Source organism: Pseudomonas sp., from assembly GCF_036387035.1.
GTDB lineage: Bacteria > Pseudomonadota > Gammaproteobacteria > Pseudomonadales > Pseudomonadaceae > Aquipseudomonas.
Map to the genome: position 1 here is coordinate 1 of NZ_DASVUM010000012.1, position 8,240 is coordinate 8,240.

At 60.1% G+C, this 8,240-nt stretch carries 6 protein-coding genes; 2 read left to right on the plus strand and 4 right to left on the minus strand.

Going from position 1 to position 8,240, the window contains the following annotated elements; genetic code table 11:
- Positions 1–329: 329 nt before the first annotated feature.
- Positions 330–914, minus strand: a complete 585-nt coding sequence (locus VF672_RS00870) for a polyribonucleotide nucleotidyltransferase (protein ID WP_331100415.1) — start codon at positions 912–914, stop codon at positions 330–332.
- Positions 915–1,505: 591 nt separating this feature from the next.
- On the opposite strand from VF672_RS00870, the gene VF672_RS00875 reads away from it, so the two are divergent.
- Positions 1,506–3,182: an NAD-dependent malic enzyme gene (locus VF672_RS00875; RefSeq protein ID WP_331100417.1), complete on the plus strand. Its 1,677-nt coding sequence runs from the start codon at positions 1,506–1,508 to the stop codon at positions 3,180–3,182.
- Positions 3,183–3,238: 56 nt separating this feature from the next.
- Here VF672_RS00875 and VF672_RS00880 read toward each other — a convergent pair whose 3' ends face one another.
- The 3 genes from VF672_RS00880 to VF672_RS00890 form a co-directional block, all read right to left on the minus strand.
- Positions 3,239–4,003 carry a 2-keto-4-pentenoate hydratase gene (locus VF672_RS00880; protein ID WP_331100419.1) on the minus strand — a complete coding sequence of 255 codons (765 nt, stop codon included), beginning with the start codon at positions 4,001–4,003 and terminating at the stop codon, positions 3,239–3,241.
- A gap of 85 nt (positions 4,004–4,088) precedes the next feature.
- Positions 4,089–5,387, minus strand: coding sequence for an MFS transporter (locus VF672_RS00885; protein WP_331100421.1), 1,299 nt, complete (start codon positions 5,385–5,387; stop codon positions 4,089–4,091).
- A gap of 141 nt (positions 5,388–5,528) precedes the next feature.
- Positions 5,529–6,740 (minus strand): pyridoxal-phosphate-dependent aminotransferase family protein, encoded by a 1,212-nt coding sequence (locus tag VF672_RS00890; protein ID WP_331100423.1) that lies wholly within the window; start codon positions 6,738–6,740, stop codon positions 5,529–5,531.
- Positions 6,741–6,901: 161 nt separating this feature from the next.
- On the opposite strand from VF672_RS00890, the gene VF672_RS00895 reads away from it, so the two are divergent.
- Positions 6,902–7,639, plus strand: a complete 738-nt coding sequence (locus VF672_RS00895) for a GntR family transcriptional regulator (RefSeq protein WP_331100425.1) — start codon at positions 6,902–6,904, stop codon at positions 7,637–7,639.
- Positions 7,640–8,240: the final 601 nt, after the last annotated feature.

Here is an 8,240-nt window from a genome sequence, read left to right on the forward strand (position 1 = left end):
GTACCCGGAGCAAGAGTGGTTCCAATTGTTAGCAGAGCGGGGCGGCTTCGTGCGCGATTTGATGGCCAAGCCTAAGCTGTTCGTCATCGGCTCGGAAGGTGATCTGAGCCCTCACAAGGAGTGACCTATGACGCTGGAAAATCTGCTGGGTAGAGCAGCGCAACCTGAGCGACTACTCAGGCGATCCGGTCAGCGACGCCATGGCACAAGAATCGGCAGCGTACGCCAGCGCATTTTTGAACGGTTGAGGCTTGGCTGCAAGCTCAGCGTTGATGCGGTTGCTGTCGCTGCTTTTCCGGCTGCAATCGCTGCCCAAAAAGCAGCACCCCTCACTTCCCTCCGGTCACGCCCTTCACCACTTGAGCATGGGCCTTGGCATCCTTGGCCAGGGAGATCACGTTCACCATGGCCGTGCGCTTGCCGTAGGCGGCGGTGATCGTCGTGCTTAGCACTCGGCCACCGTCTACGCTGCCCGAGATATCCAGCTGACGCATGCCGAGGCCTTTTCGTACGATCTTCTTTTCGCTCAGCTTCTTGAAATCCTTGTAGCTCGACTGCTGCTGTTGCAGCGTGTCGGCGATGATGCCGTCCAGGGTTTGCTTGTCGTTGGCGCCGACTTTCTGGTCGTTGGGCAGTGGAGTTTCGGTGATGATCACCACGCGCTTGGCCTGTTTGTTCATGTACAACGAACCCGTTACGCCCGCGGCCCTCGCCTTGGCATCAATCTCCTCCATCGGCCCTTTGACGTAGTCCTTGGGCAAGGTGAAGACGAACTTTCCGCCGAGCATTGCGACCTTTTGCGTAGGGGGCTTGGGGGCGGGTTTGGCTTTGGTCGCGGCCTGCGCGCCAACCATGCCCAGGCATGAGGCCAAGGCCGTACAGACCAGCAAGGTTCTCAAACTGAACAAGCGCATTCCGACCACTCCTGGGGCTGATTCCTACATAGGTCCGGCATTTTGCCTGAGGGTGGAGGCAGGTTGATAGTCGCGGGGGCGCTGGAGTGAGAGGGCTGGCTGAAGTGGGTCCTACTGGCTAAACGCGGTGTCCTTGTGGGACCGGCTTCAGCCGGGAAGAGGCCAGTGTGTTCGCCACGAGATTTGCAGTGTGACGCCCAATGCATTCCCGGCTAAAGCCGGTCCCACTGAGGAAATGCGGCGTTCTTGTCCCACTGGGTAAACGCGGGGTCCCACTGGGGAGATGCGGTGCTCTTGTCCCACTGGGTGGACGCGGGGTCCTTGTGGGACCGGCTTCAGCCGGGAAGAGGCCGGTGTGTTCGCCACGGGATTTGCAGTGTGACGCCTAATGCATTCCCGGCTAAAGCCGGTCCTACAGGGGATATGCGGTGCTCTTGTCCTACTGGGTGAACGCGGTGTCCTGGTGGGACCGGCTTTAGCCGGGAAGAGGCCCGTTCAAGCGCCGCGGATTTCCATCCGCACATTGGCTTTGCGGGGCAATGGTGTACATTGAATTCAAAATACAATAAGCACAGGAGACAGCCATGACCCATGACCCATGCCACTGATCGCACCTTGCAAGTCCCTTTCGCCGGTCCCACCTTGCTGGGCACGCCACTGCTCAATAAAGGCACAGCGTTCAGCCTTGACGAGCGTGAAGCCCTTGCGCTGCAAGGTCTGCTTCCGGAACGCGTCGAAACCATCGAACAGCAGGCGAGCCGCGCTTATCACCAGTACCAGGCCTGCACCACCGATCTCGACAAGCACATCCTGCTGCGCTCGATCCAGGATTCCAACGAAACGCTGTTCTACCGCGTCGTCGACGACCACCTCGACGAGATGCTGCCGATCATTTACACGCCCACCGTTGGCAAGGTCTGCCAGGAATTCTCACGCATCTACCGCAGCCACCGTGGCGTGTTCATCAGCATCGTCGACAAGGACCGCATCGACGAAATACTTAATAACGTCACCAAGGACAACGTCAAAGTCATCGTCGTGAGTGACTGCGAGCGCATCCTTGGCCTGGGCGATCAGGGCGTCGGAGGTATGGGCATTCCCATCGGCAAGCTGTCGTTGTACACGGCCTGCGGTGGCATCAGCCCGGCGTACACCTTGCCGGTGGTGCTTGATGTAGGCACCAACAACCCGGCGTTGCTCGCCGATCCGCTGTACTTCGGCCGGGGGCAGGCGCGTGTGCGTGGCGCTGAATATGATGCGTTCGTGCAGGCATTCGTGGAGGGTGTGCAGCGCCGTTGGCCGGACGCCATTTTGCAGTTCGAAGACTTTGCCCTGACGAACGCCATGCCGTTGCTGGCGCGCTTTCGCGATCAACTCTGCTGCTTCAACGATGACATCCAGGGCACCGCCGCCGTCACCGTTGGCACGCTGCTGGCCGCCTGCAAGATGAAGGGCCAGCGCCTGTCCGAACAGACGGTCGCCTTTGTCGGCGCTGGGTCAGCGGGTTGTGGGATCGCCGAGCAGATCATCGACGCCATGCAGCTCGAAGGGTTGAGCGAAGCCCAGGCCCGCAGCCAGGTGTTTCTGCTCAACAGCAAAGGCTTGCTCACCGACCGCCAGCCGGACCTCTACGATTTCCAGCAGCGCCTGGCTCACTCCAGCGCATCGTTGAAAGACTGGGATTTCAGCGCCGACTGGCCGTCGCTGCACGAAGTGGTCAGCAACGCCAAGCCTACCGTGCTGATTGGCGTGTCGGGCAAGTCCGGGTTGTTCACCCAGCAGATCATCGAGACGATGCACAGCCACTGCCCGCAGCCGATTATCATGCCGCTGTCCAACCCGACCTCGCAGATCGAAGCGCACCCCAAAGACATTCTGCAATGGACCAACGGGCAGGCGCTGGTGGCCACGGGCAGTCCGTTCCTGCCCATCGAGGTGCTGGGCAAAACCTTCCCCATCGCCCAATGCAATAACTCCTACATCTTCCCCGGCATTGGCCTCGGCGCCATCGCCAGCAGAGCGACCCGCGTCACAGACGGCATGCTGATGGCGTCGGCTCAGGCGCTGGCTGAGTGCGCCGCGTCAGGGCAGATGTTGCCGCCGTTGCGCGATGTTCAGACGGTCAGCAAGCGCATCGCGTTTGCGGTGGGCATGGCGGCCCAGCGCGACGGTGTGGCCCCGCCGCAATCGGAAGAGGCTTTGTCAGCGGCCATCGAGAAAGACTTCTGGCAGCCCGTGTATCGGTCGTACGTCCGCCGTCCTGACTAAGCCGGCATCATCAAAAAACCCGCCAAATCGGCGGGTTTTTTTTACCCAAAGTGAAGTCAGGCCAATGTCAACGAAACCGCCGGCAGCCCGTCGATCTGTCCCACCACCTCTGCCATGCCCTGCGCGAAATGCATGCCGGTAAAAGAACCCGTGGTGATCACAAAGTCCTCGGGCAGCGGCAGGCCATTGAGGGTGTGATGGTTGACCAGCCACGGCAAGAGCCGACGCGGATCACCGGCGGGGTTGGCCACCGTTGAAGGCACGATGCTTTCACCATTCACCGTGAACGAAAGCGTCGGTTGAACGAAGGGAAAGGACGCGTCGTAAGGGATGAAATCACCCACGACCAACGCGCCATGGTTGAGCAGGTCGGCCAATTGCGTCAGCGGTTCGATCTTCGGCCAGGCCGCGAACCGGCTGGAGACCACTTCAATGGACGCCGCCATCTCGCCGATGCCGGCCATCACTTCCTCATCGCTGTAGGCCTCATCCCGAGGGCTGAAGGTGCGGTTGAGGCGAAAGGCGATTTCCAGCTCCAGCCCCACTGGCGGATAAACGCTGCGATCCAGTGTGCCCGTGGACGGGAACAGGCAGTCTCGGGGCAGCGGCGAGCCCTGAATCGGCCCGTCCGGGGATTTCGAGCCGACCTTCCAGCCCCCTGCATCAACCCCACGCAAGCGCAGAATCTTCTGTTGCGTGAGGTACGCCGCCTCGCGATCAGGCGGGTTCAGCTCGAAGTCCAGCTCGCCCAACAGACTGTGCGCGTTCTGCGCCTCGACGATCAGCTGCGCCAGGCGCGAAGGTGGGGTGTCTGTGTCCAAAAGGGTTCTCCGTAAAGGGCTTGATTAAGGTTGCCGGCTGAAGCGTGCAGATGAGTGAACCGACCGAAGCCGGCTCGCCTCCTGCTTATTTACTGACCACCGGCGCAGGTTCCGCACCCGGTGTTAAAGGTGCAGCCGGTTTCGCGTATTCAAATTTGTTCTGCGGCTTCATGCGGAATGAAAGGACCACGCCGATGGCCAACAGAATAATGCTGACCAGAAACGGCAGCTGCCAGTTGCCGAACTTGTCGATCAACAGACCGGCGGCCACCGGGCTGACGATGGCGGCCATGGCCGATCCGGTGTTCATCATGCCGCTGGCGGTGCCGCAATGGTCGGGCGCGATGTCCATGGGAATCGCCCACATCGGGCCGATGGTCATTTCCGAGAAGAAAAACCCGATCGCCAGACACGCCAGAGAAATGTGCATGTCCTTGGTGAACATCAGCGGCACCAGGGAGAGCAGCGTCAATCCCAGACACACGGCGACCATCAGGCTGCGTGCCTTGTTCAGGTCCTTGGTGCGCGTATAAATGCGGTCGCTGACGATGCCGCCCAAGGTGTCGCCGACCACGCCGCCGAAGAACACCGTGGACGCGAAAATCGCCGTGCCTTTCAAGTCCAGGCCCATGTTCATGAAGTACATCGGCACCCAGCTGAGCAGCAGCCACAACGTCCAGCCGTAGCAGAAGTACACGATCGTGACAGGGGCCATACGCTTGAATAGGCGACCCCAGGGCAGCACAACGTTGGATTTCACTTTTGGCGGCGGCAGGGTGTCCAGTTCCTGTTTCGAGATGCGCGGGTGGTCTTTCGGGTGTTCGGTAAACACCACCATCCACAAGATCACCCAGACGAAGCTGGTGGCCGCGCAGACATAAAACGATTCGCGCCAACCGTAGGTGGCCATCACCGCGATCATCGCTGCGGGTGCCAGCGCGTTGCCGAGCCGGGCGAAGGCGTGGGTGATGCCTTGGGCGAAGCCGCGTTTCTCTTTAGGAATCCAGCGGGACATCGCCGCCGTTGCTGCCGGGAACGTGGCGCCCTCGCCGAGACCGAGGAGGATCCGCGCAACAATCAGCGAGACAAACCCACCAGCCAGCCCCGTCAGCACCGTGGCGCTGGCCCAGATCAGTCCGCACACCACCAGCGTTCGCTTGGCGCCGAACCGGTCGCTGACCCAGCCGCCGATGATTTGAAAGATCAGATAGGGGTACGCGAAGGCCGAGAAGACGATGCCGATCTCGGTTTTGCTCAAGTTAAATTCTTTACCGAAACCGACCGCGGCGGTGCTCACATTGACGCGGTCCAGGTAGGTGATGAAATACATGGCGCACAGCATGAACAGCACCACCGTGGTGGGGCGCAGACGTAAAAACTTCATGTGCTATCTCCAGTTTCTTATTGTGTTCGCAGACAACGCGACGATTCGGGATAGTTCGGGACAGTCTTGGGGCGTTCGGGACAGTGGTGTAAACCTGAAGCGGGTCATGCAGCTGCGGCCATTGCCGCAGCCAAAGGGGCGTCAGTCGCGTCGCAGCGGCACCGATTGCCCTCCCAGGTAATCCATGGCCGCCAGCACACCGCTGGACCGCAGCTTCACGCCGGCCATTTGCAGCCCCATTTCGCAGCCGGTGAGGGTCGCCATCAGCATCAGGTCGTTGCAGTCACCCAAGTGGCCAATGCGAAACATGCGGCCTTTCATCTTGCCCAGGCCGGTACCCAGGGACATGTCGAAGCGCTCGTAAATGGTCTTGCGCAGCAGATCAGCGTCGACACCTTCGGGCGTCATCACGCCGGTGAGTACCGGGCTGTGCAGGTTCGGGTCAGCGCACTGAATCTCCAGGCCCCAGGCCGTCACCGCGGTGCGGCAGGCCTTGGCCAGACGGTTGTGACGGGTGAACACGTTGTCCAGGCCTTCGCCGAGGATCATGTCCAGCGCCTCGGACAATCCGTACAACAAGTTGGTGTTCGGCGTGTAGGGCCAGTAACCGGTCTTGTTCATCTCGATGATTTCGTCCCACGCCCAGAAACTGCGCGGCAAACCGGCGCGCTTGCTCGCTTCAATGGCTTTGGGAGACAGGGCGTTGAAGCTGATGCCTGGCGGCAGCATCAGGCCCTTCTGCGAACCGGAAACCGTGACGTCCACGCCCCACTCATCATGACGATAGTCGGCGGAGGCCAGCCCGGAGATGGTGTCGACCAACAGCAGGGCAGGGTGACCGGCTGCATCGATCGCCTTGCGCACCGACGCGATGTCGGAGGTCACGCCGGTGCTGGTTTCGTTGTGCACGACGCACACCGCCTTGATGCGATGCATGCTGTCCGCCCGCAGGTGGTCTTCGATCATTTGCGCATCAACGCCACCGCGCCAGCCTTCGATGCCCGGCCGACCGATGAACTGCGGCTTGAGGCCGAGACTGAGGGCCATCTTCTGCCACAGCGTGGCGAAATGGCCGGTCTCGAACATCAACACCTCGTCACCCGAACTCAAGGTGTTGCACAGCGCCGCTTCCCAGGCGCCGGTTCCTGACGCCGGATAGATCACCACCGGATGCACGGTCTTGAAGATCTGCTTGATGCCGTCCAGCACCTTAAGCCCCAGCGCGCCGAACTCGGGGCCACGGTGGTCAATGGTGGGATAACTCATCGCGCGCAGGATGCGATCCGGAACAGGGCTGGGCCCTGGGATCTGCAAGAAATGACGGCCGGCTGGGTGGAAATCGAGCTTCAGCATCGGTGACTCCTTGTTTTTTATAATTTGGTATTTTGAATTCAAAATTAACCTAGCACAGGGATGAGCTGTGTCAAACGGCCCAATTACGCTAGTCTTCCCAGCGAACTGGAGCATTTTCGAATAAGGGCTCGGTGCCAGAGCGGGTCCGATAAGGATTTTGTATGCAAAATTTTGAAGATCTAACCGACCAACCGCGTGAAAAACCGACTCCGGGACTGCTTCCCAAAGTCGAACGCCAGCGCCTGCACGACATCGTCATCGATCACCTGCGCGGCTTCATCACTGAGGGCGTGCTCGCACCGGGCACCAAGCTCAACGAACGCGAGTTGTGCGAAACTCTCGGCATCTCCCGCACCCCCCTGCGTGAAGCCTTGAAAGTGCTGGCCGTGGAGGGCTTGATCGAAATCAACCCCAACCGTGGCGCGAGCGTCGCGCGCATGTCGGAGCTGGAGATCCGCGAAACCTTCGAACTGATGAGTGGCATCGAAGCCTTCGCCGGAGAGCTGGCCTGTGAGCGGATCACGGTTCAGGAAATCGAAGAGATCAAGGCGCTGCACTACGCCATGGTGGTCAGCAAGAACCAGAACGACCTGCCGGGTTACTACCAGCGCAACCGCGCCATCCACGACCTGATCAACCTTGCCGCGCGCAACTCGGCGCTGCGTCAGGTCTACCTGTCGCTGAACCGGCGCATCCACGCATTACGTTTTCTGTCCAACCATCAGGCCCCGAAATGGGACCGCGCCTTGCACGACCACGAAGAAATGATCGAGGCCCTGCAAGCCCGGGACGGCAAGCGCCTGAGCAGCATCCTGCGCCACCACCTGCTGGAGAAACGCGATGCCCTGATGCTGCTGGTCAGGGATGAATCCGAGCACCCGGACTCCATTCGTCGCTGACTGACCGTTGATTGGCCATCAAGGAGGCTGCCCACCATGCCCGGTGATCTCGATGCATTGCTGGCCGCCTGCGCCGACCAATTGCGTGGCCCGCGCGCTGACACGGCGTATATAGCAGGTCGAATCAAGCAAATGCTGGACACATAAAAGCCGTTGGAGAGCGGCTGAAGTTTGGAGGCACTCCGTCGAGAAATACGTTCTAGCGAAACAACAGAAACAGACCGTTAAGTGCCCATCAGGCGTTTGAATTCTCCGGTTTGGATATAGATGTTTACCGTGTTGCCGCATGGCTGCTCTCGCCAGAGACCCTAATGAAGTTAATAGCCTGAACAGCGATCTTGGGGGTGCTGTGCGCCACCACTTGGCGTCAATTTCCCGCTGCTCATAGTAATCAAACGCTTACGGCCGCCCATTTTGCAGTGGATATAAAATTGGCGATTTCGTTTGACAGTGCTTCGGGCTCGCGTCGATATTGAGCTTCGCCCGCAGTATATCGGCGCCTCGTTTGGGCCATTCATCATTCGAGGTATGGGCCTCGCGGTGCAGTATTTGCCGATCTGTGCGTCATCGTCCCGAGAGCGTTCACCCACTGGCAGTCGTC